This window comes from Burkholderia sp. AU45388 (assembly GCF_030481585.1).
Lineage (GTDB): Bacteria > Pseudomonadota > Gammaproteobacteria > Burkholderiales > Burkholderiaceae > Burkholderia > Burkholderia sola.
Genome location: NZ_JAUJPV010000003.1, coordinates 241,208 through 266,747, shown reverse-complemented (window position 1 = coordinate 266,747; position 25,540 = coordinate 241,208). Strand labels below are relative to the sequence as shown.

The following is a 25,540-nucleotide window of genomic DNA, read 5'->3' as shown; positions in this document are numbered from 1 at the left end:
GAAATTGCTTGCGATGTAACCACACGTGTCCTACATTGGTTTCACACAAAACCAATCAGGAGGCATCATGCGACACCTCGTGACCGCGCTCTCGGTGGCCGTTGCCGCCGGCGCGCTGACTTCCGCTCATGCGCAGGAAGTCGTGACGATCGGCCATTCGGCGCCGCTCACGGGTCCGCAGGCCGCCAACGGCAAGGACAACGAAAACGGCGCGCGACTGGCGATCGACGAGCTCAACAAGGCCGGCGTGAAGGTCGGCGGGAAGACCGTGACCTTCAAACTGGTCTCCGAAGACGACCAGGCCGATCCGAAGGCCGGCGTGCAGGTCGCGCAGAACCTCGTCGACAAAGGCGTCGTCGCCGTGCTCGGGCCATACAACTCGGGCGTCGCGATCCCCGCGTCGCGCGTGTATTCGACCGCCGGCGTGCCGATCCTGCCGGTCGCGTCGAACCCGGCGCTGACCAGGCAGGGCTTCAGGAACATCTTCCGGATCGGCGCGAGCGACGAGCAGCTCGGCGGCACGATGGCCACGTTCGCCGCGAAGACGCTGAACGCGAAAACCGCCGCCGTGATCGACGATCGCACCGCGTATGGGCAGGGCGTCGCCGAGCAGTTCATGAACGTCGCGAAGGCGAACGGGATCAAGATCGTCGACCAGGAATACACGAATTCGTCGGCCAGCGATTTCCTCGGCATTCTCACCAAGATCAAGGCGGCCAACCCCGACGTGATCTTCCTCGGCGGCTATGCGGCGCAGGGCGCGCCGATGGCCAAGCAGATGAAGCAGCGCGGCTTGCGGGCGAAGCTGCTCGGCGGCGACGGCATCTGTTCGGCCGACATGGGCAAGGTCGCGGGCGAGGCCGCGTCGATCGTCTATTGCGCGCAGGGCGGCGTCGCGCTCGAGAAGACGCCGGCCGGGCGCGAATTCCTGAAGAAGTACCACGACACCTATCACACGGATACGCAGGTCTACGGCGTCAACTACTACGACGGCGTGAAGCTGCTCGCCGACGCGATGGTCAAGGCCGGCACGACCACCGACAAGGCGAAGCTGATCGCGCAGTTGGCGAAGTCGAACTACGCGGGCGTGGCCGGCACCTACTCGTTCGACGCGAACGGCGACCTGAAAGGCGCGCCGACCACCGTCTACGTGATTCGCAACGGGCTGCCGGTACCGTACGCGAAGTAATTGCCGTACGCCCGTTACCGGACGGCGGCCCGGCCGCCGTCCTTCGTTTCAACGCATTCGATTTCCCATGAAAATTTCCCGATCCCTGTCCACCGTCGAAGTGCACACCGGCGGCGAGGCGTTTCGCATCGTCACGAGCGGATTGCCGCGGCTGCCCGGCGACACGATCGTCCAGCGCCGCGCGTGGCTCAAGGAGAACGCCGACGAGATCCGCCGCGCGCTGATGTTCGAACCGCGCGGCCATGCCGACATGTACGGCGGCTATCTGACCGAGCCCGTGTCGCCAAATGCCGATTTCGGCGTGATCTTCGTGCACAACGAAGGCTACAGCGACCATTGCGGACACGGCGTGATCGCGCTGTCGACGGCGGCCGTCGAGCTCGGCTGGGTGCAGCGCACGGTGCCCGAGACGCGGGTCGGCATCGACGCGCCGTGCGGCTTCATCGAGGCGTTCGTCCAGTGGGACGGCGAGCATGCGGGGCCCGTGCGCTTCGTCAACGTGCCGTCGTTCATCTGGCGGCGCGACGTGTCGGTCGACACGCCGTCGTTCGGCACCGTGACCGGCGACATCGCGTATGGCGGCGCGTTCTATTTCTACGTCGACGGCGCACCGTTCGACCTGCCGGTGCGCGAATCGGCGGTCGAGAAGCTGATCCGCTTCGGCGCGGAAGTGAAGGCCGCCGCGAACGCGACGTATCCGGTCGTGCATCCGGAGATCCCGGAAATCAACCATATCTACGGCACGATCATCGCGAACGCGCCGCGCCATGCGGGTTCGACGCAGGCGAACTGCTGCGTGTTCGCGGATCGCGAGGTCGACCGCTCGCCGACCGGTTCCGGCACCGGCGGGCGCGTCGCGCAGCTCTACCAGCGCGGGCTGCTCGCGGCGGGCGACACGCTCGTCAACGAATCGATCGTCGGCACGGTTTTCAAGGGCCGCGTGCTGCGCGAAACGACGGTCGGCGACATTGCGGCCGTGATCCCGGAAGTGGAAGGCAGCGCGCATATCTGCGGGTTCGCGAACTGGATCGTCGACGAGCGCGATCCGCTCACGTACGGATTTCTCGTGCGCTGAGCCGCAGCGCCGCTCGCGCAGCCGTCGCGCGGCGTTCAGGGTGTCGTACCAGGTTTGGCGCGTCGCTCCGGTTGCCGGGCACGCGCCTTTTTTGCTTCGTGAGCGCCGTCGTCATTCCGCACCGCGTGTGCCGGCCCGGGGCCGCCGCGGGTCGGCCGGCCGCGCGAGTTTGGTACGATGCAGCCTTTTCAGCCGAGCTCCACCCGCGTGAATCGCCGAAACGTGTCGTCAGTGCGTACCTTGTGTGCCAGATGGGTCGCGCGCGCCCAACCCGTCGCGGCGGCCGCCGTCGCGCGGGTCAAGCCTCTCGCCGCCACCGCGTGGCGCCATGTCCGCCATCCGACGCGCCGCGGCGCGCTGCTCGCGGCCGCCGCGGTGCCGGCGTTGTTCGCGGTGTACGTGGTCGTGCTCATCCCGTTCACGCCGGGCATCGGCGACATCCGAAAGGCGCGCGTCGACCAGCCCGCGCAGGTGCTGTCCGCCGACGGCAAGCTGCTGGCCGAATTCAAGCCGTCGAACCGCGAATGGGTGTCGCTCAAGCAGATCTCGCCGCACATGGTCGACGCGCTGATCGCGACCGAGGATCACCGCTTCTACGAACACCACGGTCTCGACTGGAAGCGCACCGCGTCGGCCGCGCTCCATACGTTCTCGGGCAGCCGCCAGGGCGGCTCCACCATCACGCAGCAGCTCGCGCGCAACCTGTATCCGGACGAGATCGGCCGCGCGCCGACGCTCACGCGCAAGGTGAAGGAGGCGATCACCGCGCTGAAGATCGAGGCCGTCTACAGCAAGGACCAGATCCTCGAGACTTACCTGAACACGGTGCCGTTCCTGTACAACGCGTATGGCGTCGAGATGGCCGCGCGCACCTATTTCGACAAGTCGGCCGACGAACTCGACGTGCTCGACAGCGCCACGCTCGTCGGGATGCTGAAGGGCAACAGCTACTACAACCCGGTGCTGAACCCCGAGCGCGCGCTGCAGCGGCGCAACACGGTGCTCGGCCAGATGGTGAAGTACGGCAAGCTGTCGCCGGCGCAGTTCGCACAGTTGCAGCGCCGGCCGCTGCGCATCGATTTCGAGCGCCAGAAGGAGCCGCCCGGGCCCGCGCCGCATTTCGCGCAGCAGTTGCGCAAGTGGCTGATCGCGTGGGCCGACCGCAACGACTACAACATCTACTCGGACGGGCTGATCGTGCGCACGACGATCGACGCGCGGCTTCAGCAGATGGCGACGCAGGCGCTGACGCAGCACGGCAATCAGTTGCAGGGCATCGCGAACAACGCATGGAGCGGCCGCGACGGCTGCGGCACCGACAACGAGGTGTTCCGCACCTTCATGCGCGAATCGCCCGAGTACAAGGCCGCGCAGGACGCCGGCAAGGACGACGCGGCGGCGATGAAGATGCTCGCGGCCGACCGCGGTTTCCTGCGCGCGCTGTGCAAGACGAAGACCGACGTGCAGGCCGGCTTCCTCGCGATCGATCCGCGCGACGGGCAGATCCGCGCGTGGGTCGGCAGCCGCGACTTCACCCGCGAGCCGTTCGACCACGTCGCGCAGGCGCGGCGCCAGCCGGGCTCGACGTTCAAGCCGTTCGTCTATGGTGCCGCGTTCGCGAGCGGGATGAAGCCGGAGGATACGTTCATCGACCAGCCGGTCGAGATCCCGCTGAAGGGCGGCGAGATCTGGCGGCCGAACGACGACGTGCCGCCCACGGGCAAGCCGATGACCCTGCGCGACGCCATCGCGCTGTCGCGCAACCGGATCACCGCGCAGGTGATGGAGAAGGTCGGGCCGGCCGCCGTCGCGCGGCTGGCGCGCGACATGGGCGTGCGCGAAAGCCCGCTCGAACGCGTGCCGTCGCTCGCGCTCGGCACGAGCCCGGTCACGCTGAAGGAAATGGTCGCGTCGTACGCGACGATCGCCAACGGCGGGCTGTACGTCGAGCCGCAGATGGTCACGCGCATCGAGAATCGCCAGGGCGAGGTGCTCGCCGAATACGCACCGGCGCCGCCCGAGCGCGCGCTCGATGGCGAGACCGACAAGACGCTGCTCGACGTGATGCGCGACGTCGTGACGCGCGGCACGGGCGGCAGCATCCGCACGCGCTTCGGGATCCGCGGCGACGTGGCCGGCAAGACCGGCACCACGCAGGACAACGCGGACGGCTGGTTCATCCTGATGCAGCCGGGCCTCGTCGCCGGCGCGTGGGTCGGGTTCGACGACGGCCGCGTGACGCTGCGCAGCGATTACTGGGGGCAGGGCGCGCACAGCGCGCTGCCGATCGTCGGCGACTTCTTCCAGCGCGCGCAGCGCGCCCGGATCGTCGATACGAAGGCGAAATTCGATACCGAGCCGTCGCCGGGCTGGTTCGGGTCGCTGCGCGAGCGCGTGACCGATCTGTTCGACACGTGGTTCCCGCCCGAGCCGAAGAAGGCGCCCGCGCCGGTCAGGACGCAGCGCATCGAGCGCCCGGCCGAGACCGACGAAGGCGCGGCGTCGGAGGCTTCGGGCGCATCGGGCCCGGAAGCCGCATCCGGCGGCATCGTCGAGGAATGGGTGCCGGCGTCCGAAGTGGCCGCGTCGGCCGCGGCGCTGTCGGCGGGCGCATCGCAGCCCGCAGAGCCGCCGGCTAGCGCCAGCATGACGAGCGCAAGCAGCGCCGGTGTCGGCGCCGCCCCGTCGGCCGTGCCGGCTCCGCCACCGCCGCCGCCAGTGCCGGTGCCTGCCGCGCCCGATGCCACGGGCGCGTCGCAGTAGCGAAGCCGTTCAGATCCGCGCGATGCTGCCGTAGTCAAGTCGTCACGATAGCTCGCGCGGTTGCTCCGCGCCTCTCCGATGCGGCTTTCCACCGACTACGTCGCACTCGCGCGCGTGCTGCTTCCCTACGAAACCGGCTGCCGCGTCGAGCAACTGGTGCTCGAGTGCACGGTGCGATCCGTGCATGCCGACCCGGCGGCCCCGGCGCTGACGCTGCATCATGCGGCGTTCGGCGACATCGATCCCGACGATCGGGTGCGCGTCAAGGCGTTGCTGTTCGACAGGCAGATGGCGTCGGCGGATCCCGATCGGTTGCGCTGATGCGTTGCCGGGCGTGCCGGATGCCGAGTCGCGGCATTCGGTGCGCGAGCGTCGACAATCGTCTGATGAAACGGGTTATTCCCGCGAGATTGTACGGTTTCCGTCAACAGTGAATTTGCGATTTAAGTATTTACCCTGATAGTCGGGCCTCCTAGACTTCTACTCATGCGCAACGACCCCGAGTCCGAAGCGCCTGACAAAACAATCCTGGAGGTAACGCATCATGAAATCGCTGATCAAGGCAGTTGCACTGGCCGCCCTCGTGGCCGCACCGGTCGTCTCGTTCGCCCAATCGAATCCGCAGCCGCTGACGCGCGCGCAAGTGCGCGCCGAGCTGGTTCAGCTCGAAAAGGCCGGCTACAACCCGAACGACTGGATCAACTATCCGGAAAACATCCAGGCCGCCCAGGCCAAGATTGCCGCCGCGCAGAACACCGGTGTACAAGCCGACGCAACCGGCTACGGTTCGAACCCGGTCGCGACGTCGCAGTCGGGCCAGCGCGCGGTCGTGCCGACCGTCAGCGACCGCTCGTCGGTGTATTTCGGCCACTAAACCGGCCGTTGTGGCGCGGTCCTCGGGCCGCGGCTTTAAGGCTTGTCGAGAAAGCCCGCACTCGTTTCAGTTTCGAGTGCGGGCTTTTTTGCGTCTTCCTCATCGAATTCCCGCCACGCGAATTCCGGTGGCCGAATCGGTCGTGGATATTCGGCGGCGCGCATGAGCTAAGCGAAACGCCGGATGCCGGCCGGCGCCGGTTCGGTAACACCTTGCCGTGAACGGTCGCACCTCTCGCAGCGCCGCACCCGCTGACAATCCGCCGCGGGTGCGCTAGCATCGCGGTCGATGTCGCCGCGGTAGCGCGGCCCATGCACACGGGGCGCAACAAGGCACCGGATTCCACACTTCAACGAACAACAAAGGAGCATCCATGCGTGTCTTGACCGGTCTGTTGGGCTTGCTGGCGCTGGTGACGAGCGTCGCCCATGCGCAGGCGAACTGCGCGGACGCGACGGATCAGGCGACGATGACGGCATGTGCCGATCGCGCGTACAAGAAATCCGACGGGGAACTGAACCGAACCTATCAGGCCGTCACCGCGCGCCTGCGCAACGTGCGGCCGCTTGCCGACAAGCTCGTGGACGCGCAGCGTGCGTGGATTGCGTACCGCGACGCCGAATGCCGCTTTTCGAGCGCGAATGCCGAGGGCGGCAGTGCGTACCCGATGGTCGTATCGACCTGCCTCGACGATCTGACCAAAGTGCGAACCGAAACGCTGAAGGGCTATCTGTCCTGCGAGGAGGGCGACCTCGCTTGCCCGGTGCCCGCGAAGTAACGCGTCATGAGCGGGCGCGCCGAGGCCCGCACCACGCCGGCTATACGTCGTCCGTTACACGTCGTCCGTTTCGTCGAGCAGCTTGTGCCGCATCGCGTAACGCACGAGCGCCGCTTCGTGCGGCATCTGCATCTTTTCCAGGATCCGGGTCTTGTAGGTGCTGACCGTCTTCGCGCTCACGCACAGCGCATTGGCGATCTCGGTCAGCGTCTGGCCGGCCGCGATCCGCCGGAACACGTCGAATTCGCGGTCGGACAGCCGCTGATGCGGCAGCGTTTCGGCCGGCTCGTTCAGGCTCTGCGCGAACTGCTCGGCCATCGCGAGGCTCACGTACACGCCGCCCGACGCCACTTTCGTGACCGCGCCGACCAGTTCCGCGCTCGCGCTTTCCTTCGTCAGATAGCCGGACGCGCCCGCGCGGAACGCACGCACCGCGTATTGCTGCTCCGCGTGCATCGTCAGCACGAGCACGCGCAGCGCGGGCTTCTCGTCCTTGATCTGCTTGATCAGTTCGACGCCGTTGCGGCCCGGCATCGACAGGTCGAGCACGAGCACCTGCGCGGGCGTCGCCCGCACCAGCGCGATCGTCGACGGGCCGTCGAAGGCTTCGCCGGCCACCTCGAATCCGGTGGCGTTCTGGAGAATGTGCCGCAGACCGTCGCGTACGAGCGTATGGTCGTCGGCGATGAGCACCTTGATCATGTGATGAGCGTGTCCTGTTGAACGGCGCCGAGCGGAAACGCGACGGTAATCGAGAAACCGCGTGCGAGCGCGGTGTCGATGGTCACGGTGCCGCCCAGCATGTGTGCGCGTTCGCGAATGCCGATCAGGCCGAATGATTTGTCTTCGTGGGCCGGACCGCCGGGCGACGCGCCGCGGCCGTTGTCCGCGACGCGCAGCACGCAAAAGCCTTCCTCGATGTCGAGCCGCAACGTCACGCGCGTCGCATCCGCATGGCGCGCGACGTTCGTCAGCGCCTCCTGGACGATCCGGAACAGCGTGGTCGCGCCCGTGCTGGTGAACGTGAGGCCGCCCGTTTCGATGTGACGCTCGACATCGATCCCGTAGCGGTTCGTGAAATCGTTCGCAAGCCATTCGATCGCGGGCACGAGGCCGAGGTCGTCGAGCATCACCGGCCGCAGGTCGGCCGCGATGCGCCGCACCGACGCGACTGTCGCGTCGATCAGCCGCCGCATGCCTTGCAGATGTGTCTGCAGGCCGTCGGGCTGCGCGCGGCCGGGCATGCGCAGTTGCTGTTCGACGACCGACAGGTCCATCTTCAGCGCGGTGAGCTGCTGCCCGAGATCGTCGTGCAGCTCGCGCGCGATGCGGGTCTTTTCCTCTTCGCGCACGTTCTGCAGGTTCGCCGACAGTTCGCGCAATTCCTCGCGCGATTGCTTCAGTGCGTTCTCGGCCCGCTGCCGCTCGGTGATGTCGCGCAGCATCACCGTATAAAGCTTGCCCGACGCGTCGCGGATCTGCGAGATCGATGCTTCGATCGGGAATTCCTCGCCGTTGGCCCGTAGCCCGAACAGCACGCGCTGGCGGCCCATCTGCCGCTCGGACACGCCCGTCACGCCGAACTGGTCGACGTGTTTCGCGTGCGCCGCGCGGAACCGCTCGGGAATGAAGCGCGACAGCGGCGCGCCGATCGCCTCCATCGCGGACACGCCGAACACCTGCTCGGCCATCGGATTGAAGATCACGACCGTCTGCTTTTCGTCGATCGTGATGATCGCTTCCATCGACGAACGGATGATGCCCATCATCCGCGCCTCGTTGAGGATGCCGCGGCTGCTCGCACCGGCATCGGCGCGGCTGCGCAACAGCGCATGGACGAGCGCCGCGAACCCGAACGATGCGATCAGCCCGGCGGCGAGCACGGTGCCGGCCGCACGTTGCGCGCCGGTCGCGCTCGGCCGGCCGTCCGCGGAATAGGCGAGCGTCAGCGCGGTGCCGCCGAAATTCAGCAGGTCGGTGCGCCGCATCAGGTCGGGCGACGCCGACGCTTCGTCGGTCGTCGTCTCGACGCTGACGATCGCGCGCGAATCGCCGCTGGCGGTCATCCACAGATCGATCCCGCGTTCCGCGTCGAGCGCGCGCTCGACCAGGCGCCGCGGGCTCAGCGCCGCGAACAGCATCCCGTCGACGCCGGCTTCGCGCGTGCCGGACGGCGTGGCGGCGGCCAACGGCGAGGTCGTCACGGGCAGGAACAGCGTCAGGGTGCGGGCGTCGCGGGAGGCATCGTCGTCGGCAGGGTGGACGCCGAGCGCGATATCGCCGGTCCGCAGCGCGCGCGTGAGCGGCGCCGCGTCGGACGCGCCGAAGCGCACGACCGGCGAGCTCGAGGCGGGGGCGCTGAGCGTCGCTGCCGCGAGCGGATCGGCCGGCAGCGGCTTCGCGCCGGCCAGCGCGCCGCGCGCCGCGCGCGTCAGCGGCGCATAGCCGATCTGCCGGACCGGCGAGCGGCCGCTGTCGAGATCGAGCGTCTCCGCATACCGGCGCCATTGGCCGGGCGTCATGTCCGGGACGAGGCCGAAGGCGCCGCGCGCACCTTCGAGCACGGCGACACCGGCCTGCAGTTCATGCCGCAGCATCGCGGTCACGTGCGTCGTCCGGCGTTCGAAACGCGTATGAACGGCGGTTTGCCACTGTTCGCGCACGAGCAGCGCGACGCCGAGCGACAGCACGGCGCCCGCGCACAGCGCAACGACGCCGGCCGCGAGCGGCTGGCGTAACATGATCTCGAGGCGCGTGGGCTCTCGCGCGTCCCGCGTCGGGGTTCCACTGGCGGTCATTCGATGGCCATTCTGTTATTCGGGCTGCCCGGGGGCACTTGGGCAAGCGCGGCAAAACCGGGGGAAACTCGCACCGGCTGCATGCAACGACTATTTTCAAGATGAAATTGTGCGCGTTTTACACATTTTTTGTAATGGGGTCGGTTGAAATTGCGGCAAACGGCGTGAAGCAGCGGGCGCGCCGGCACGCTTGACGCGCGTCAACGCACGCGTCGGCACGTGGGGCAGACTGTTCGGCAGGCAAGCCGGCACCGGGCCGGCTCGCGGTAACGGGCCGTCGTTGCGCAAGTGCGCGACGCGCGCTCGGTCGGAGGACGGACCATGTACAAGCGGATTTTCGTCGGGCTCGACGGCAGCCCGAGCGCGCGTCTCGCGCTGAACGAGGCGATCCGGATCGCGGCCGCGTCCGGCGGCGAAGTGACGTGTGCGTACGTCGTCGAACATCGGCCGCAACTCGTCGACGTCGACGCCGGCTTCGCGGCCGAACGCGACGGCGATGTCGCCGCGACCGATGCCGCGACGCCGGTGCTCGACGACGCGAAAGCCGCGCTCGCGCAGCAGCATGTGCGGGGCACGGTGCGCGCGCTCGACGCGTACGGCGAGGATATCGCGACGGTGCTGATGCGCACGGCGGCCGAAGCCGACGCCGATCTGGTCGTGATGGGCACGAGCGGGCGGCACGGCCTGCGCAGGCTGTTGCTCGGCAGCGTGGCCGAATCGCTGCTGCGCGCGGCCGACCGGCCCGTGCTGCTGGTGCGGCACGCCGAGGCCGGGACGTCGGCGGCCGCGTAAGCGACGCGATACGGCGGCCGGCTGGCGGGCCGCGCGGCGTCGCGCGCTTGGTCGCACATGGGCGCGATCGGGCGGTCTGCGCCGTGCCACCGGTACGCGCGCCGGTGCGCGATTGCACGTCGGCGGTTGCATCCCGCCACGCAGTTCTGGCAGCATCGGCCGGTGTCCGCTTGTTCGCCGCGCGCATGGCCGCGGCGATCGACGCAGGGACATCCGGCGGCACCCGATCGCAAGAATGAGGATCGGACAGCCCGCCGGATGCCGGTTTTCATCCTTACCGACGTCATCCGCCATGCCGATTTCCGCGACCGACCTGATTCGCCAGTTCGACCTGCAGCCGCATCCCGAAGGCGGCTATTTCCGTGAAACCTACCGCGCGACCGATTCGGTCGTGCGTCCCGCCGACGGCGCGCCACGTGCCGCGTCGACCGCGATCTACTATCTGCTGTGCGACGGCGCGTATTCGTCGTGGCATCGCATCCGCTCCGACGAGGTCTGGCATTTCTACGCAGGCGATCCGATCGAAGTGTGGGTGCTCGACGCGCGCGACGGGCTGACGATCCACCGGCTCGGCAACCCGCTCACGCATCCGGGCACCGTGTTCCAGGCGGTCGTGCCGGCCGGAAGCTGGTTCGGCGCGCGCTGTGCGTCGCCGGAGCACGTCGCGCTCGTCGGCTGCACGGTTGCGCCGGGGTTCGAATTCGCGGAATTCGAGCTGGCGGATGCCGCCGCGCTGGCGGCCGAGTTTCCCGACTACGCGGAACACGTCGCGCAACTCGCGCAGCGCCCGGACGTGTGACTGTCACGGTCGCGTCACGCCGGGCAAAGCCCGTGCGGACGGCCCGTGTTCCGCGCGGCCGCGGCCAAACCCGTTTAGAATGCGCAGGATGCACCGGTCGGTCGCGGACATGCCGCGGCGGCCGTTGCGCCGCCGTACCGACGGCCCTGTCGCGCGGCCCGCATGTCTTCCAGGAGCGCCGCCGTGTGGCACTTTCCCATTGCTATTCCATCGTCGCTCGGCCCGTGGGCCGTGTTCGCGAGCGTGTTGATCACGCAGCTCGGCGTGCCGGTGCCGGCCGTGCCGATGCTGATTCTCGGCGGCACGATGGCGGCGATGGGGCAGGCGTCCTGGGTCAGCATGTTCGCGGCGGCGATCGGCGCGACGATGCTGGCCGATTCGCTGTGGTTCTTCATGGGCCGCACGCGCGGCCGGCGCCTGCTGAACGGCCTCGTGCGCTTCTCGCTGTCGCTCGACACGACGCTGCGTTTCGCGCGTAACGTATTCGAAAGGTATGGCGCGCCGCTGCTCGTGCTGTCGAAATTCCTGCCGGGCCTCGGCCTCGTGTCGGCGCCGCTGCTCGGCACGACCGCGATCGGCATCGGCGTGTTCCTGTTCTGGGATCTGGCCGGCGCGTCGCTGTGGGCGGCGTTCTGGCTGATCGGCGGCGCGGCCATTCACGACCAGATCGTCCAGTTCGTGCTGTGGGTGCGCGCGAGCGGCGGCACGATTCTCGACGCGTTCCTCGCGATCTTCATCACGTTCCTGCTGTACCGCTGGGTGCGCCGCGTGCAGTTCCGCCGCTATCTCGCGCAGGTGCGCATCTCGCCGCCGCAGCTCGTCGAAATGATGACGTCCGACGAACCGCCGCTGATTTTCGACGCGCGCCCCAAGGCGATTCGCGAACGCGAGCCGTACCGGATTGCCGGCGCGGTGCCGGTCGATCTCGATTCGCCGGACCTGCTCGACCCGGAAGTGCTGAAGCGGCCGATCGTCGTCTATTGCGTGTGCCCGAACGAGGCGACCGCGAAGCGGCTCATCGCGAAGATGCAGCGCAAAAAGATGATCCACAACATCCGGGCTTTGAAGGGCGGGCTCGATGCGTGGGAAAAGCACGGGTATCCGGTCGAGCCGCTGCCGGCCGATCTGGATTCGTCGCGGTATTTCGTGCGGCCCGATCACGGTGGGCTGGAAGGCGAATATACGGTGCGGGCGACGTTGTCGAAATAAATACGCGTGCCGCCAATACGCACGCCGCATCGCACGCATTCAAATCCAACCACCAATCACCCACCGCGATTTTCCCCAAAATCGCCTGGCGTGAAGCCGCCGATCCTCCCTATAATCCCGCCTGCATATTGCGTGCGCTTGACTGCGCACATTCGACGCGCGTTCGTTCGCGCCGAAGGCGATGGATCCCGTTACCGCTCGTCACGCGCACAGCCGCGTCGCGCGGGCCGCTCGGGTGTATTCCATGAAAGGCCTTATCCGTATTTCCAGATTGTTCCGGGAATTACGGATAATCCGCGGAAATCCCAACCGAATTGCCACGGCATCCATGTCGTTTCTCATTCGGAAATCGACAGCAGGGATTATTTCGTTTTCGGCTGCCAAAATGGGCATGAACGATCGCGCATTATCATCGCCGCAATGACGGCGGCCCGCTCGCGGTCGCCAGGAGACGAATTTGAAACAACCAGAGGACCAGTTGCACCGTGGGCTGGAAGAACGGCACATCAACCTGATGGCGCTCGGCGCGACGATCGGCGTCGGCCTGTTCCTCGGCTCGGCCACCGCGATCCGCACGGCCGGCCCGGCCATCCTGCTGACCTACCTGCTCGGCGGCCTCGCGATCTTCCTGATCATGCGCGCGCTTGGCGAGATGGCGATCACCAACCCGGTCGCCGGCGCCTTCAGCCGCTATGCGCGCGACTACCTCGGCCCGCTTGCCGGTTACCTGACCGGCTGGACCTACTGGTTCGTGTGGATCGTCACCTGCATGGCGGAAATCACGGCGGTGGGCGTCTACATGCACATGTGGTTCCCCGCCGTGCCGAACTGGATCTGGGCGCTCGTGGCGCTGCTGGCGATGGGCTCGGTGAACTTCATCGCGGTCAAACTGTATGGCGAATTCGAATTCTGGTTCGCGCTGATCAAGATCGTCACGATCGTGCTGATGATCATCGGCGGCGGCTTGATGATCGCATTCGGCGTCGGCAACGGCGGTATCGCGACCGGCATCTCGAACCTGTGGTCGCACGGCGGCTTCATGCCGAACGGGATCAACGGCGTGATCGCCGCGCTGCCGATCGTGATGTTCGCGTATCTCGGCGTCGAGATGCTCGGCCTCACGGCCGGCGAGGCGCGCAACCCGGAGAAGTCGCTCACCAAGGCCGTGAATTCGGTGTTCTGGCGCGTGCTGATTTTCTACATCGGCGCGCTGTTCGTGATCATGTCGCTCTATCCGTGGGAGCAGATCGGCACGCAGGGCAGCCCGTTCGTGATGACGTTCTCGCGGCTCGGCATTCCGGCCGCCGCCGGCATCATCAACTTCGTCGTGCTGACCGCCGCGCTGTCGTCGTGCAACAGCGGCCTGTTCAGCACCGCGCGGATGCTCTACAACCTCGCGCAGCAGGGCCAGGCGCCCGCCGTGCTCGGTCGCGTGAATCGCAGCGGCGTGCCCGTGCATGGCGTGGCCGTGTCGGCTGCGCTGCTGCTGATCGGCGTGTTGCTCAACTATCTCGCGCCGCAGCACGTGTTCACGTGGCTCACGTCGGTGTCGACGTTCGGCGCGATCTGGACGTGGTGCGTGATCCTGGTCGCGCAGATGCGTTTTCGCCGCACGCTGTCGGCCGACAGGATCGCGCGTCTGCCGATCCGCGTGCCGTTCTATCCGCTCGGGTCGTTCGTCGCGCTCGGGTTTCTCGTGCTGGTCGTCGTGCTGATGGCGTTCACGCCGGATACGCGCGTCGCGCTCGTGATCGGGCCGGTGTGGATCGTGCTGCTCGGCATCGCGTACGCGCTGTTCTACGCGAACCGTCCGGCCGCGTCGATGCCGACGAAGTCGTAAGCCGCGCGGGCAGGGGGCGGCGCGAGCGTTCGCGATCGTTGATCGCGATCATGCACGCGCGGGCCGGACGGCCTATGCTGAACGAACGCATCGCTTGTCCGCGCTTCGCGCGGCATCCCGCCGATCCCTGCGACCGCGGCGGCTAGCCGGCCACCGCGCGAAGCGCCCCGTCGTCGCCCGGCGATGACGGGCACGCACGGAGACCTTCGCCATGCAGCCTGTCCAGCCCATCCCGACGCTCGCGCGGATCGCGCTGGCCGTCGATCCGACGCCCGAATCGCTGACCGCCGCCCGTTACGTGCGCACGCTGCTGCGTCCCGGCATGCGATTGCGCATCATTTGCGCGATCGACAATCCGCGCCTCGTGTTGCCCGACATTCCGCGCATCGATGCGCTGCTGACGTCGGCACGCGAGGACATGATGCGCGAAGCGCAAGCCACCTGCGCGCGGATCGCGGCGCTGTTCGCCGACAGCGGCATCGAGGTCGAACAGGTGGTCGTCGATACGTCGGTCACGGGCGGCTCGGTCGCCGACGCACTGGTCGACGAGACGTCGACGTGGCACGCGGACGTGCTGGCGATCGGCGCGAATCCGCATCACGGGCTGTTGCGGCTCGTCGAAGGTGCGATGTCGGACGCGCTGACGAGACGCGCGCGCTGCGCGCTGCTGATCGTGCCGACCGCCTATGTACGGCCGTCGGACGGCACGCTGCAGCGGCTGATGTTCGCGGTCGACGGTAGCGAGCCGTCGCTGCATGCGGTGCGTGTCGGGCTCGGCTTCGCGGGGCCGACGACGTTGCTGTATGCGGCGTACGTGGTCGATCGCGCGGTTCGTCTGACCGATGTCGTGCCGGTGCGCGCGCTCGAGGATGCGTACCGCGCGGAGGGCGAGGATGCGCTCGCGAAGATCGGCCCGCTGTTTCATGCGACGGGCAATCCGACCAAGCGGGGCATTGTCGAAACGCATCCGACCAGCGACGACGTGGCCCATGCGCTGATGCGCGATGCGGTGCACTGGCGGGCAGAGCTGCTGGTGGTCGGCACGCACGGCCGTCGCGGCATCGCCGCCTGGCTGATCGGCAGCGTCGCGCGGCGGGTCGCGCATCTCGCGCAGGTGCCGGTGCTGCTGGTGCGCGGCGCGCAATGAGTCGCGGGTCGTCGTGATCGAAGCGCGCGCGGATTGACCTGCATCAGAAACGCGACGTATATCGCGTGAGACAGTGACGGAGCGTCCCGTGGCGCGGCTGGGCTGTCGTGCAAACGCGACCATCGCCGCGCCTGCATGCGAAAGGCGATCGCCGTCGCACTCGCCGCCACACTATGTTCGGACGCCGCGCCGCGTGTTTGTCCGGCGCGTCATCCAACCGGAAACTCTCTGGCACGAGGGTAGGCAACCAACGGTTGCCTTGGAGGACGGGCGGGGTGGAAGTCACCCCGTCCGCTTTCCGCCTGGCCCCGTCGAATTCATTTCCCCGCAGGCATGGTTTGGAAGGCGGCGCGTCATCGCGCGCGGTCACCTCGATACGGATCGCGGCGGACATGGCGTATGCACGGCGAGGCGCCGGCATGGCGCGCGTGTCGTGACGCGCAACCGATGCCTGGCCCCGTGCAGTGCGCCGGTGACGTACGCAGATCAGAGGGATCGAAGAATCGATCGCAGGTCGTGCCGGCGGCCCGTGCCGCGACGTACTCGCGCATGCGGATGCACGACATGGAGCGGCGCACATGGGCTGCACGTGCGGCTGCGCAAACGATTCGCATGCGGCCAGCCGGGGCGCGCCTTGCGACGCGGCTCCCGCTCGGCCGGCGCGTCGGCTGCGTTGCGCGCGCGCAGTGCCGCGGCGAATCGCTGCAACGCGAGGACCGACCCCGCGACGCTCTGATACTTTTCGCGGCCGATCTGCCCGTCGAGCGTGACGAGCAATCCGGCCTCGCGTGCGAGCGCGAGCAAGGTGTCGAGGTCGTCGGGCGGACGGTTGCCGGCCGACGCGGCCCGGGCGGGCAGGGCGCGCGCGTTGCCCGACGCGTGCCGCTGGCCGTCCCGGCCCGGTAAATTGCGATGTGCCATGGTTGGTCTCCTGCGCCGGCCCCCGCGTGCCGGCTCGATGGCCGACTGAGCGATGTTCCGGTATGAACGCCTGGTTCATGTGATCAGTATCGTGTGGCGACCGCCCGCTGCCAAGCGGCGCGCGCTGAAGTCGCTGTCAGGAAATTGCGCGACGCTATCGGAATCCGCTGACACGCGCGGCGGCCAACTGGCCGCACCGCCGCGCTCGTCCGGCGAATGGATGGCCGCAGGCGCTTGACGCAGGATTTCGGACGGTCTAAGTTTCCCCACTGCATCGGCGTCGCGCGGCGTTTCACCCGCCGCTCGTCGCCCATGCCGCGCCCCGGGGTGGCGTGGCAAGGCTTCCATCCAGTCTCGTTCGCGGGCCATGTGCAACGCGAACCCTTGCGAACGGTTCGGAAACGGACCGAGCGGCGGCACGCAATGTGCCGTTGATCGCGCGCAAACCCGCGCCGGCGCATCGTACGCCGTGCGTCTGCCCAGTCTTTAAGCTTCCAGTACCGTCATCTTTTCGTTCCTCGACCGTCAGGAGCCTGTCGATGTCCAAGGACAATTTGCTCGATTCACTCAAGGAAGCCGCCGAACGGCGCGCGATCGGCGCGGATCAGCTGCGTGCGATGCTCGACGACGAAGTGCGCGCGCTGTCGTCCGGTGCGCGGGTGCACGACTACATCCATGTATTCGCGATCCGGCACCTGCGCGAGCGGATGCGTCAGAAGGACGTTTTCGACCGCGACACCCGGGCCGATGCGGCGCCCGCGGACGCCGATCCGCGTCCGAGTCACCGGCTATAGCGGGCGGGGGCCGGCGCGCAGCTCACGCGTCGAAGCCGGCCATCTTGACGATCCGCTGACAGTCACGGACGCCAGTCGTCATACGTTTCATTGAATCGTCACAACGACCTCAAGGAAGCGGCGCGTTTTGCCGTTTACCCGGTGAATTCGTCCACGGGGTATTCCCGCTTTCTTACCGAGTCGTTGCCATGTTCTCGTCCATTCGCGCCCGCATCCTTGCCGCGTGCGTCGCCATCGTCGTATTCGCGCTCGTCGCCACGACACTGATCAACTATTTCATTGCACGCTCGTACAACGACGACGCGATCGACCGCAACCTGATCTCCGTCGCCAGCGGCCACGTGGTCGGGATCGCCGATTGGGTCGCGACCCGCAGCCGGATGATCGCGTCGCTGCAGGATGCCGCGCTCACGCCCGATCCGCTGCCGGTGTTCAAGCAGATGGCCGCGGCCGGCGGCTTCACCAACGTCTACGCCGGCTATGCCGACAAGACGTTCCACTTCTCCGACCCGACCGGCATCCCGCCCGACTACGACCCCACCGGCCGCCCGTGGTACAAGCAGGCCGCGCAGGCCGGCAAGCCGGTCGTCACGCCGCCGTACGTCGATGCCGGCACGGGCAATCTCGTCGTCACGTTCGCGGTGCCGATCCTGCGCGACGGCGCGCTGAAGGGCGTGGTCGCCGCGGATCTGTCGATGGACAGCGTGATCGCCAACGTGAAGTCGATCCACCCGACGCCGGCGAGCTTTGGGATGCTGATCGACAGCAGCGGCCACGTCGTCGCCCACCCGGACGCGAAGCTCACGCTGAAGCCGGTCGCCGACGTGTCGCCCGAACTCGGCGCACTGGGCGTGGCGTCGATCGCGGCGGCGAACGCGCCGGTCCAGGTCAGCGTCGGCGGCGACGCGAAGCTGGTGCGCGCGAAACCCGTACCGGGCACCGACTGGTACGCGCTGGTGCTGCTCGACAAGAACGAGGCGACGGCCGGGATGCGTTCGCTGCTGACCGCGTCGCTGATCACGCTGATCGTGATCGTCGGCGTGGCGTCGCTGATCATCGGCGCGATCACCGCGACCGCGTTCCGCCGTCTGTCGCAGGTGCGCCAGGCGATGGCCGCGATCGGCTCGGGCGCCGGCGACCTGACGCAGCGGCTGCCGGCGGACGGCCGCGACGAAGTCGCCGACATCGCGCGCTCGTTCAACAGTTTCGTCGACAAGCTGAACGACGTGATGCGCCAGATCCGCGAGGCGAGCGAATCGGTGCGCACGGCCGCGAACGAGATCGCGGCGGGCAACCAGGACCTGTCGTCGCGTACCGAATCGGCGGCGGCGAGCCTGGAGGAAACCGCCGCGTCGATGGAAGAGATCACCGCGACCGTCGGTCAGTCGGCGGCGGCCGCCGGCCAGGCCGACGAGCGCGCGGCGGCCGCGTCACGGATCGCGTCGCACGGCGGCGTGGTCGTGTCGGACGTCGTCGCGACGATGGGGAAGATCGAGGAAGCGTCGGGCCGGATCGGCGACATCATCGGCGTGATCGACGGGATCGCATTCCAGACCAACATCCTCGCGCTGAACGCGGCCGTCGAAGCGGCGCGGGCGGGCGAACAGGGCCGCGGCTTCGCGGTCGTCGCGCAGGAAGTGCGCAGCCTCGCGCAACGCAGCGCGCAGGCCGCGCGCGAAGTGAAGGTACTGGTCGAATCGACGGTCGCGAGCGTGTCGGCCGGGTCCGGGCAGGTGCGCCAGGCCGGCGACACGATGCGCGAGATCGTGGCCAACGTGGCCAACGTGACGACCATCATCTCCGAGATCACGCATGCGGCGAACGAGCAGACGCGCGGGATCCAGGAAGTGAACCGCGCGGTCAGCCAGCTCGACGAAATGGTGCAGCAGAACGCGGCGCTCGTCGAACAGTCGACCGCGGCAGCCACCGCGTTGCAGTCGCAGGCGAATGCGCTCGCGACGACGGTCGGACAGTTCAAGGTCGCCTGACGCGGTAGCGGCCCGCGGCAGGCGGGCCGCGCGGCTTACGAACCGTCCTGGTCGCGCATCAGCGCGAGCCGGTTGTAGAGCGTCTTCAGGCTGATGCCGAGCGCCTTGGCCGCGCGCGGCTTGTCGCCGTCGAAGTGATGCAGCGTCGCCGCGATGAAGCGCTGCTGCACGTGGTGCAATGTCGCCCCGACCGGCAGGGCCATCGCGCCTGCCGACGTGCTGTCGGCCACCGGCATCGGCTGCTTCGGCAGGGCGACGTCGATGCCTTCGTCCGCCAGGATGTACGCGCGCTCGATCGTGTTGTGCAGTTCGCGCACGTTGCCGGGCCACGAATACGCGCGCAACGCGGCGATCGCCGCGTCGGTCAGCCGCTTGTGCGCGCGATGCCGCGCGTTCAACGTGTCGACGAATTCCTGCGCGATCATCTCGACGTCGCCGTCGCGCTGGCGCAGCGGCGGCACGTAGATCGCGAACGCGGCGAGCCGGTAGAACAGGTCCTCGCGCAGCCGGCCGTCGCGCACGGCGTCGGCCGGATTGTGGCGGGTGGCCGATACGAACCGCACGTCGAGCGGAATCGATTCGGTGCCGCCCACGCGCACGATCGTGTTCGACTCGATCGCCCGCAGCAGTTTCACCTGCAGCGCGGCGGGCATTTCCGCGATCTCGTCGAGCAGCAGCGTGCCGCCCCGCGCGGCTTCGAAGAAACCTTCGCGCTGCGTGATCGCGCCGGTAAAGCTGCCTTTCTCGTGCCCGAACAAGTGCGCCTCGGCAAGATCGGGCGGAATCGCGCCGCAGTTCATCGGCACGAACGGGCCGTCGCGCCGCGTGCTCAGATCGTGCAGCCGGCGCGCGACGATATCCTTGCCGACCCCGCTTTCGCCGGCAATCATCACGCTCGCGCCGGTCGGCGCGATTTTCTCGATACGGCCAAGGAGCGTGCGCATCGCGGCGGACTGGCCGGACAGCCGGCGACCGTCTGCGCGCTGCTTCGTCCGGTTGGCGGATTCACCCATAGGCGTTCGCGGGCCGTTTTGAAAAACGGCATCACATGTCCCGTTGATTGCAATATTTATCATCGACAGCGAAACGACGGTGAAGGTGCCGCGGAATAGAAAATTCCAATGTGCGGGATGCGAGCGAAAGAAACAGGCCATCGTTGTTTCGCGCACCTTGCACGACGCCTCTTTTGAGTGACAACCGGCGCTTTTTTACAGAAACCCGATGAAAAAGCCGCCAGCGACACATTGCGCCGGCGCGCCCGGCACTACCGACAGCCGCCCATGCGGGCTCCGGCCGCACGGGCGCAGGGCCCGGCCATCCATGGCCGGAACGCCGCATGCGCCCGCCACCGGGCACGACGTTTGCTGGCGTCTTCACGCTCGCCCGGCGCGCTCGACGGTATGCCGGATGGCCGAAAGGCGGCATCCCCCGCACGACGGGAGCCGGCGCGATGCAAGGACGCAATGAGGACTTTGACCCGTGAGTTGTTTCGGCAGGGTGCATGGGTCGTGCTGGCCGTCGGGCTGGCGTCCGCGCTGCAGGCGTGGGCGATTCAGGTTGTCGGCCAGCACGCGCCGTTTGCGCCGCTGCCTTTCTATGCAGGCGTGGCCGCCGCCGCGTGGCTGACTTCGTTCGGCGGCGGCCTCGTCGCGACCGTCGCGAGCGTCGGCGTGATCGCCGCGTTGTGGTGGCGCGACGCGCCACTGGCCACGCTGCTGGCGCAAGCCGGCGCGTTCGTCGCGATTGGTTTCGTCGAATGCGTGCTGGTGGCGGCCGTGAAGCCGCTGCTCGCGAACGATCGCCCGCGCGAGATCGGCGACGTCGACGGCGGTCCTTCCACGCCGCGCGAACCGTCGTCCGTCACCGGCGCGTCCGACGACGGACTGTTGCGCTGCGTGGTCGATGCGTCGCCGGACGCGATCGTCGGGACCGACGCCGAGCGCCGGATCGTCAGCTGGAACCCTGCCGCCGCAAGAATCTTCGGCATCGATGCGGTCCAGGCGAACGGACGCGACGTCGTCACGATGATCGCGCCGCGCTGGTTGCGCCGGCATTCGATGCCCGCGTCGTTCGCGGAACTGCGCAAGCTCGTCGGGCCGGTCGACGTACTGTGCATGCGTCCCGACGGCAGCCGTTTTCGTGCCACCTTCGCCGCGTCGCCGATCGTCGACGCGCAGGGCAATTGCGCGGGCCTGTCGCTGACGCTGCGCGAGGCGGGCGAACGCCGCCACAACGAACGCCATTACCTTCGCTCGTTGCGCGGCGCGCGCGACGCGCGCGTGCAGGCCGACGCGTCGAACCGGCTGAAGGACGAACTGCTGGCGACGGTGTCGCACGAACTGCGCACGCCGCTGAACGTGATCTACGGCTGGGTCGAGGTGCTGCGCAACGCCGACGGGCAGGGTTTCACGCAGCAGGCGGTCGATGCGATCGATCGCAGCGCGCGGTCGCTGTCGCACATGGTCGCCGACTTGCTCGACGCATCGTCCCTCGCGACCGGCCGGCTGCGCCTCGAACGCGTGCCGGTCGATCTCGTGCGGATCGTGCGCGACGCCGCGCGTGAATTCGACGCGACGGCCGAGGCGAACGGGCTCGTGCTGTCGACGGAGTACGCGATGCCGGCCTGCGTGATTCCGGCGGACGGCGAACGCCTGCGCCAGGTCCTGTCGAACCTGCTGTCGAACGCGATCAAGTTCACGCCGCCGGGCGGACGCATCGACGTGTCGCTGACGCGCGCCGGCGAGCGGGTGCGGCTGTCGGTCTCCGATACCGGGCAAGGCATCGCGCCGGAATACCTGCCGCACCTCTTCGAGACGTTCAGCCGGCCGGAAGGCGCGTTCACGTCGCCCAAGCGCGGCCTCGGGCTCGGTCTGTCGATCGTGCGCAACATCGCGCAACTGCACGGCGGCGAGGTCGTCGCGACGAGCGCGGGCGCCGGGCGCGGCATGACCGTCACCGTGACGCTGCCGGCCGGCTGGGACGCCGACGATCCGGCGGAGCAGCCGCGCGCGAAGGGGGCGTCCGATACGGTCGCGCTCGACGGTCAGCGCGTGCTGGTGGTCGACGACGACCCGACGTCGCGGACGAGCCTCGCGACCGCGCTCGAAACGATGGGTGCGCAGGTCTCGACCGCGCGGTCGGGGCACGATGCGCTCGATGTGGTCGAGCGGCAGCAGCCGAGCGTCGTGCTGTCCGATCTCGCGATGCCGGACGGCGACGGTTACTGGCTGTTGGACCGGATCCGGCACCTGCCGAACGGCGGTGGGCATCTGCCGGTCGTCGCGGTGACCGCGCACGCCGGCAAGGCCGACCGGCGCCGCGTGATGGCCGCCGGGTTCGATGCGTATCTGTGCAAGCCGGTCGACATGCCGACGCTCGCAAGCGTGATCGTCGACGTCGTGCCCGACGACAGGCGGGACCGGAACGACACGGGCGACGGGAAGCCACGCAAGCGGTAGCGGCGCACACGGACCATGCGGCGCACTGTTCGCCTGATCGCTGACCGCATACGAAAAGGAGACACGATGGACGCAACGGAAAATACGCGGCGCGACGGCACGGGCAGCAAGCCGGCACGCACCCGACGCAGGACTCCGGTCGTGCCGATCGCGAGCATACTGATACTGTCGTGTGCCTGGATCGCGACGCCCCGCTACGCATCGGCCGAGGAGAGCACGCGTGCGAAGCTCGCGAGCCAGGCGTCGGCCGTCGGCGGCCAGATTCGCGATGCGACGCTCGCGTCCCGCGTCAGGGCCGCGCTCGTCGCCGAACGCGGCCTGGCCTCCAGCGACATCGACGTGCAGGTTCGCGACCGCGTGGCCGAACTGACGGGCAACGTCCCCGACGAGCGGCAACGCGCGACCGCGATCCGTGTCGCGCACGACGTCAGCGGCGTGAGCGGCGTGCGCGACAAGCTGCAGATCCGCCGGAAGTAACGTGATGCGCGGGCCAGCGCCGGGCCGATCGGGCGTCGCGCGCCCGCGACCCTGCGCGTCACCGGGCAGGAGGGTTCGACATGGACACCATCATCGCGGGCCGTTTCTCGCGGCTCGAGCAGGCGGAACGCTGCGCGGAGCAATTGCGCGGCCACGTTATCCATCGGGACGACGTGAAGGTCTTTTTTCTCAATCCGCCCGGACAGCACGCGCTGTTCTGGCTCGGCGGCGACGTCTATGCGGACTCCGCCGCGCGGCCGGGCGGGATCGGTGCGCTGGAAGGCGTGGCCGTCGGCGCGATCGTCGGGCTCGCCGCGGCCGCGCTGCTGTATCTGGGCGGCCTTCATGCGCCGCTCGCGTGGATCGGCGTGCCGCTCGTGGGCGGTTACGTCGGCGCGTTGTGCGGCGCGCTCGGCCGGATGCGCGGCGATGCGCCGGAGGGGCATGGCGCGCTCAAGCAATGCGAAAACGGCGTCGTGCTGGCCGCGCATGTGACGCGGCGCACGATCACGTTCGCGGAGCGGACGATGCTGGCCGCCGGCGCGCTGTCGGTGGAGCGCACCGAGGGCGCATGGCACCGCGGCGCGTGGACCGATTTCTTCGCGTCGTCCCACCGTCCCGCGTGACGGCCCGCCGCGCGGCTGGCCCGCTCCGTCGTCTCACACGGAGGCCCGCATGACAGAATCGAACCGGATCAAGCACCGCACGCCCCGGCCGCTGGTCAGCGTGCTGACTGCCATCGCCGCGGCGTTGTGGCGCTCGCGTCGTCGCACGCGCAGACGCCGGCTTCGTCCGCGCAGGTCGCTCCGGGCGTCATCCGCCCCGGCCCGACCGCCGACGAGCCCGGCATGACGCAGCGGCCGACCGGCATCGACGCCGAGTTTGTCGACAAGGCGGGCATGATCGGCAAGGTGGAACGGCAAGCCGGCCAACTGGCGCTCGACCGCTCGTCGAACGCGGACGTAAAGGCCTTCGCGCGCCGGATGGTCGACGATCACGCCCGTATCGCGGACGAATTGCGGCACCTCGGCGCGCAAAAGGGCGTGCCGGTCCAGAAGCGCATGCTGGTGGACCCGGCAGTGACGGCATTGCGGGCGAAGGACGGACGCGCGTTCGATACGGCGTATGTGGCCCTCACCGGGCCACGCGCGCACGAAGCGGCGATCCGGCTTTACGAAACCGAGGCGAAAGAAGGCCGCGACCCGCAGCTTCGCGCGTTCGCGGCCCGCACGCTGCCGATGCTGAACGCGCATCTGGGCGCCGCGCGGCAACTCGCGAAGACGGTGGCCGCCGCGCAGTGACCCGCTTTCCGGCGGCCAGGCCCGGATCGCTTCAGTGCCGCCTCGTGCCGTCTTCGGGGCCGCCCGGCGACGCCTCGTACGGCGGCGAATCGAGCGCCGTTTCGCCTTCCTCGATCAGCCAGTACGGCGACCGGCCGTAATACGCATGCAGCGCTTCGGCCCATTCCGGGTCGGCCATCGTCGGCCAGTGGCTCTTGTCGAAGCCGGGTGACTCGCGCACACGTGCGGTATCCACGGGCAGCACGAAGCATCGGCGTTCGGCATCGAGGACGAGCGCGTTCCACGGCACCGCGAGCAGCTTGTCGCCGATGCCGAGCAAGCCGCCCGACGACACGACCGCATACGCGATCCGCCCGGCGCGCACGTCGAGCATGATGTGGGCGATCTTGCCGATGTCGTCGCCGTCCATCGTCAGCACGCGGTCGCCTTCAAGCGTGCCGGCGGTCATGACGTCGGGCCCCGGCCCGCCGACGGCCTTGCGGGGATTCGCGTCGGCGATGCGCGCGGCGTCGCGCGACGGTTTGTCCGTTGTCATCGAAAACCTCCTGGTCGAAGCGGCACCCCGGCGCGCGCAACTTGATTGCGCGGATAGTGCGCCAGGGCAGCAGGCCGCGGGATGATGGGTACGCCGATCGGTCAGCGGCGGCGCGGTAACGAGACGTCCTCGAGCGTATTGGCCAACTCGTCGCGCGCCGGGCCGCCGGCGCGCGTCGCGATGTCGCCGAGCGACACCATGCCGACGAGCTTCCGGCTGCGGTCGAGCACCGGCAAGCGGTGCAACTGCACGTCGGCCATCCGCTGCTGGACGTCGCCGACACCGTCATCCTCGACGCACCACTGCACGGGCCTGGAAGCGACCGCCTGCACGGGCGTATCGGGCGAATGACCGTGCGACAGCGCGCGCACGGCCAGGTCGCGATCCGTCACGATCGCGACGAGTTCGGTGCCGTCGCAAACGGGCAGCACGCCGATATCGAAGCGCTGCATCAATTCGGCCGCATGGCGAATCGTGTCGGTCGGCGCGACGCACACTACGTCGCGCGACATGATTTCGTTGACGCGATACATGAACGCCTCCTTCGTGGTCGGGACGAGTGGGGAGCACCGCGCGTGCCGCGCACGGGGCACGCACGCTGGCGCCAGGGCCTGTTCGCGCTGATAACGGGCTTGCACCGGCTACCGGGCGACGGAGCAATTTGCCAGCGTGCTTGTACATCTTCCACGGCGGCGGCCGTGGCCGGTTGACGCGGGATGTCAGTGGCCGATGCCCGTCATCGTGACAATTGCCAGCACCACCGCGCTTTCGAGCGCGGCCAGCGCCGCAACGCCGGCCGCGC

The 25,540-nt window shown here is 68.4% G+C and carries 21 protein-coding genes and 2 pseudogenes; 17 read left to right on the top strand and 6 right to left on the bottom strand.

Annotated features, from left to right (window positions below):
• The first annotated feature begins 67 nt into the window (after nt 1-67).
• The 6 genes and pseudogenes from QZM72_RS08675 to QZM72_RS08650 all read left to right on the top strand — a co-directional run bounded on the left by QZM72_RS08675 (nt 68) and on the right by QZM72_RS08650 (nt 6,679).
• Nucleotides 68-1,189, top strand: a complete 1,122-nt coding sequence (locus QZM72_RS08675; RefSeq protein ID WP_089469760.1) for a branched-chain amino acid ABC transporter substrate-binding protein — start codon at nt 68-70, stop codon at nt 1,187-1,189.
• Nucleotides 1,190-1,256: 67 nt separating this feature from the next.
• Complete coding sequence (lhpH, locus tag QZM72_RS08670) at nt 1,257-2,264, top strand: trans-3-hydroxy-L-proline dehydratase (protein WP_089469761.1); 1,008 nt, start codon at nt 1,257-1,259, stop codon at nt 2,262-2,264.
• Between the two features lie 177 nt (nt 2,265-2,441).
• Complete coding sequence (locus QZM72_RS08665; RefSeq protein ID WP_301737836.1) at nt 2,442-5,027, top strand: penicillin-binding protein 1A; 2,586 nt, start codon at nt 2,442-2,444, stop codon at nt 5,025-5,027.
• A 111-nt stretch (nt 5,028-5,138) separates the two neighbouring features.
• Nucleotides 5,139-5,348, top strand: a pseudogene (locus tag QZM72_RS08660) (pilus assembly protein PilZ); the annotation flags it as partial.
• Nucleotides 5,349-5,571: 223 nt separating this feature from the next.
• Nucleotides 5,572-5,901 (top strand): DUF4148 domain-containing protein, encoded by a 330-nt coding sequence (locus tag QZM72_RS08655; protein ID WP_089469763.1) that lies wholly within the window; start codon nt 5,572-5,574, stop codon nt 5,899-5,901.
• Between the two features lie 373 nt (nt 5,902-6,274).
• Nucleotides 6,275-6,679, top strand: a complete 405-nt coding sequence (locus QZM72_RS08650; protein ID WP_301737835.1) for a lysozyme inhibitor LprI family protein — start codon at nt 6,275-6,277, stop codon at nt 6,677-6,679.
• A gap of 54 nt (nt 6,680-6,733) precedes the next feature.
• On the opposite strand, the gene QZM72_RS08645 is transcribed toward QZM72_RS08650, so the two are convergent.
• Nucleotides 6,734-7,381 (bottom strand): response regulator transcription factor, encoded by a 648-nt coding sequence (locus QZM72_RS08645; protein WP_006479054.1) that lies wholly within the window; start codon nt 7,379-7,381, stop codon nt 6,734-6,736.
• Nucleotides 7,378-9,477, bottom strand: coding sequence for a PAS domain S-box protein (locus QZM72_RS08640; RefSeq protein ID WP_089469765.1), 2,100 nt, complete (start codon nt 9,475-9,477; stop codon nt 7,378-7,380). Before QZM72_RS08640 ends, QZM72_RS08645 begins: the two co-directional genes overlap by 4 nt.
• Before the next feature lie 321 nt (nt 9,478-9,798).
• On the opposite strand from QZM72_RS08640, the gene QZM72_RS08635 reads away from it, so the two are divergent.
• The 5 genes from QZM72_RS08635 to QZM72_RS08615 all read left to right on the top strand — a co-directional run bounded on the left by QZM72_RS08635 (nt 9,799) and on the right by QZM72_RS08615 (nt 15,264).
• Nucleotides 9,799-10,269, top strand: a complete 471-nt coding sequence (locus QZM72_RS08635) for a universal stress protein (RefSeq protein ID WP_089469766.1) — start codon at nt 9,799-9,801, stop codon at nt 10,267-10,269.
• Between the two features lie 292 nt (nt 10,270-10,561).
• A complete protein-coding gene (locus QZM72_RS08630) occupies nt 10,562-11,068 on the top strand; it encodes a cupin domain-containing protein (protein ID WP_089469767.1) in 507 nt (168 codons plus the stop codon).
• Nucleotides 11,069-11,251: 183 nt separating this feature from the next.
• A complete protein-coding gene (locus QZM72_RS08625; RefSeq protein ID WP_089469768.1) occupies nt 11,252-12,277 on the top strand; it encodes a DedA family protein/thiosulfate sulfurtransferase GlpE in 1,026 nt (341 codons plus the stop codon).
• Between the two features lie 457 nt (nt 12,278-12,734).
• Nucleotides 12,735-14,117 (top strand): amino acid permease, encoded by a 1,383-nt coding sequence (locus tag QZM72_RS08620; protein ID WP_301737834.1) that lies wholly within the window; start codon nt 12,735-12,737, stop codon nt 14,115-14,117.
• Nucleotides 14,118-14,328: 211 nt separating this feature from the next.
• Entirely contained in the window at nt 14,329-15,264 is a 936-nt protein-coding gene (locus QZM72_RS08615; protein WP_089469770.1) for a universal stress protein, read from the top strand.
• A gap of 486 nt (nt 15,265-15,750) precedes the next feature.
• Here the strand turns inward: QZM72_RS08615 and QZM72_RS08610 are convergent, their stop codons facing one another.
• Nucleotides 15,751-16,185: a hypothetical protein gene (locus QZM72_RS08610; RefSeq protein WP_301737833.1), complete on the bottom strand. Its 435-nt coding sequence runs from the start codon at nt 16,183-16,185 to the stop codon at nt 15,751-15,753.
• 539 nt (nt 16,186-16,724) lie between these two features.
• Here QZM72_RS08610 and QZM72_RS08605 point away from each other — a divergent pair.
• Both QZM72_RS08605 and QZM72_RS08600 read left to right on the top strand, forming a co-directional pair.
• Complete coding sequence (locus QZM72_RS08605; protein WP_089469772.1) at nt 16,725-16,979, top strand: DUF3562 domain-containing protein; 255 nt, start codon at nt 16,725-16,727, stop codon at nt 16,977-16,979.
• 188 nt (nt 16,980-17,167) lie between these two features.
• Nucleotides 17,168-18,967 carry a methyl-accepting chemotaxis protein gene (locus tag QZM72_RS08600; RefSeq protein WP_301737832.1) on the top strand — a complete coding sequence of 600 codons (1,800 nt, stop codon included), beginning with the start codon at nt 17,168-17,170 and terminating at the stop codon, nt 18,965-18,967.
• Between the two features lie 35 nt (nt 18,968-19,002).
• Here the strand turns inward: QZM72_RS08600 and QZM72_RS08595 are convergent, their stop codons facing one another.
• Entirely contained in the window at nt 19,003-20,043 is a 1,041-nt protein-coding gene (locus QZM72_RS08595; protein WP_301737831.1) for a sigma-54-dependent Fis family transcriptional regulator, read from the bottom strand.
• Nucleotides 20,044-20,430: 387 nt separating this feature from the next.
• Here QZM72_RS08595 and QZM72_RS08590 point away from each other — a divergent pair, with 387 nt between their 5' ends.
• The 4 genes and pseudogenes from QZM72_RS08590 (at nt 20,431) to QZM72_RS08575 (ending at nt 24,203) form a co-directional block, all read left to right on the top strand.
• Nucleotides 20,431-22,425: an ATP-binding protein gene (locus tag QZM72_RS08590; RefSeq protein WP_301737830.1), complete on the top strand. Its 1,995-nt coding sequence runs from the start codon at nt 20,431-20,433 to the stop codon at nt 22,423-22,425.
• 66 nt (nt 22,426-22,491) lie between these two features.
• Nucleotides 22,492-22,902, top strand: coding sequence for a BON domain-containing protein (locus QZM72_RS08585; protein ID WP_301737828.1), 411 nt, complete (start codon nt 22,492-22,494; stop codon nt 22,900-22,902).
• 80 nt (nt 22,903-22,982) lie between these two features.
• Entirely contained in the window at nt 22,983-23,528 is a 546-nt protein-coding gene (locus QZM72_RS08580; protein WP_301737827.1) for a hypothetical protein, read from the top strand.
• Nucleotides 23,529-23,577: 49 nt separating this feature from the next.
• A pseudogene (locus QZM72_RS08575) lies at nt 23,578-24,203 on the top strand (DUF4142 domain-containing protein).
• Nucleotides 24,204-24,234: 31 nt separating this feature from the next.
• Here QZM72_RS08575 and QZM72_RS08570 read toward each other — a convergent pair.
• A complete protein-coding gene (locus tag QZM72_RS08570) occupies nt 24,235-24,738 on the bottom strand; it encodes a PRC-barrel domain-containing protein (protein WP_089469778.1) in 504 nt (167 codons plus the stop codon).
• A 101-nt stretch (nt 24,739-24,839) separates the two neighbouring features.
• Nucleotides 24,840-25,271 (bottom strand): CBS domain-containing protein, encoded by a 432-nt coding sequence (locus tag QZM72_RS08565; protein ID WP_089469779.1) that lies wholly within the window; start codon nt 25,269-25,271, stop codon nt 24,840-24,842.
• Between the last annotated feature and the right edge of the window lie 269 nt (nt 25,272-25,540).

Coding starts and splice junctions, on each gene's coding strand:
- QZM72_RS08635 (WP_089469766.1), top strand. CDS start 9,799: ATGTACAAGCGGATTTTCGTCGGGCTCGACGGCAGCCCGAGCGCGCGT.
- QZM72_RS08595 (WP_301737831.1), bottom strand. CDS start 20,043: ATGATAAATATTGCAATCAACGGGACATGTGATGCCGTTTTTCAAAAC.
- QZM72_RS08565 (WP_089469779.1), bottom strand. CDS start 25,271: ATGTATCGCGTCAACGAAATCATGTCGCGCGACGTAGTGTGCGTCGCG.
- QZM72_RS08585 (WP_301737828.1), top strand. CDS start 22,492: ATGGACGCAACGGAAAATACGCGGCGCGACGGCACGGGCAGCAAGCCG.
- QZM72_RS08600 (WP_301737832.1), top strand. CDS start 17,168: ATGTTCTCGTCCATTCGCGCCCGCATCCTTGCCGCGTGCGTCGCCATC.
- QZM72_RS08580 (WP_301737827.1), top strand. CDS start 22,983: ATGGACACCATCATCGCGGGCCGTTTCTCGCGGCTCGAGCAGGCGGAA.
- QZM72_RS08590 (WP_301737830.1), top strand. CDS start 20,431: ATGAGGACTTTGACCCGTGAGTTGTTTCGGCAGGGTGCATGGGTCGTG.
- QZM72_RS08640 (WP_089469765.1), bottom strand. CDS start 9,477: ATGACCGCCAGTGGAACCCCGACGCGGGACGCGCGAGAGCCCACGCGC.
- lhpH (WP_089469761.1), top strand. CDS start 1,257: ATGAAAATTTCCCGATCCCTGTCCACCGTCGAAGTGCACACCGGCGGC.
- QZM72_RS08630 (WP_089469767.1), top strand. CDS start 10,562: ATGCCGATTTCCGCGACCGACCTGATTCGCCAGTTCGACCTGCAGCCG.
- QZM72_RS08675 (WP_089469760.1), top strand. CDS start 68: ATGCGACACCTCGTGACCGCGCTCTCGGTGGCCGTTGCCGCCGGCGCG.
- QZM72_RS08655 (WP_089469763.1), top strand. CDS start 5,572: ATGAAATCGCTGATCAAGGCAGTTGCACTGGCCGCCCTCGTGGCCGCA.
- QZM72_RS08665 (WP_301737836.1), top strand. CDS start 2,442: ATGCAGCCTTTTCAGCCGAGCTCCACCCGCGTGAATCGCCGAAACGTG.
- QZM72_RS08650 (WP_301737835.1), top strand. CDS start 6,275: ATGCGTGTCTTGACCGGTCTGTTGGGCTTGCTGGCGCTGGTGACGAGC.
- QZM72_RS08605 (WP_089469772.1), top strand. CDS start 16,725: ATGTCCAAGGACAATTTGCTCGATTCACTCAAGGAAGCCGCCGAACGG.
- QZM72_RS08610 (WP_301737833.1), bottom strand. CDS start 16,185: ATGGCACATCGCAATTTACCGGGCCGGGACGGCCAGCGGCACGCGTCG.
- QZM72_RS08570 (WP_089469778.1), bottom strand. CDS start 24,738: ATGACAACGGACAAACCGTCGCGCGACGCCGCGCGCATCGCCGACGCG.
- QZM72_RS08645 (WP_006479054.1), bottom strand. CDS start 7,381: ATGATCAAGGTGCTCATCGCCGACGACCATACGCTCGTACGCGACGGT.
- QZM72_RS08615 (WP_089469770.1), top strand. CDS start 14,329: ATGCAGCCTGTCCAGCCCATCCCGACGCTCGCGCGGATCGCGCTGGCC.